We start from the raw sequence: 488 nt of genomic DNA on the forward strand, positions 1-488 counted from the left end.
CGCAGCACGTGGCCGAGGTTGCTGTGCGCTTCCGCATACGCGGTGTGGAACGCGATCGCCTTGCCGTAACTGGCCGCCGCCGCGTCGAGTTCACCGAGATCCTGCAACACGTTGCCGAGGTTGTTGTACGCCTCCGCGTAACCGGGCCGCAGCTCGATCGCGCGCGTACAGCTCGCCATCGCCTCGGCCGGCACCCGCGCGTCGCGCAGCGCGTTGCCGAGGTTGTTGTGCGCTTCCGGAAACTCGGGGCGCAGCGCCACCGCGCGGCGGTAATGCGCGATCGCGTCGTCGAGCCGGCCGCATTCGCGCAGCATGTTGCCGAGGTTGTTGAAGTACGACGCGTCCGGCCGCGCCGCGAGCGAGCGCTCCATCAGCGCGAGGCCCGCGTCGTACTGCTTCAGCTGGCAGGCGAGCAGGCCGAGGAAATGCATCGCGTCGGGCTGGCCCGGCTGCGCCGTGAGGATCGCGTCGTACAGCGTCTTCGCTTC

At 69.5% G+C, this 488-nt stretch carries 1 protein-coding gene; it reads right to left on the reverse strand.

Annotation, left to right across the window (positions count from 1 at the left end; translation table 11 throughout):
- The coding region (locus HWX00_RS36560; RefSeq protein ID WP_175868206.1) for a tetratricopeptide repeat protein at positions 1-488 on the reverse strand (488 nt) is incomplete at both ends.

The organism is Burkholderia seminalis DSM 23518, from assembly GCF_902832885.1.
Classification (GTDB): domain Bacteria; phylum Pseudomonadota; class Gammaproteobacteria; order Burkholderiales; family Burkholderiaceae; genus Burkholderia; species Burkholderia seminalis.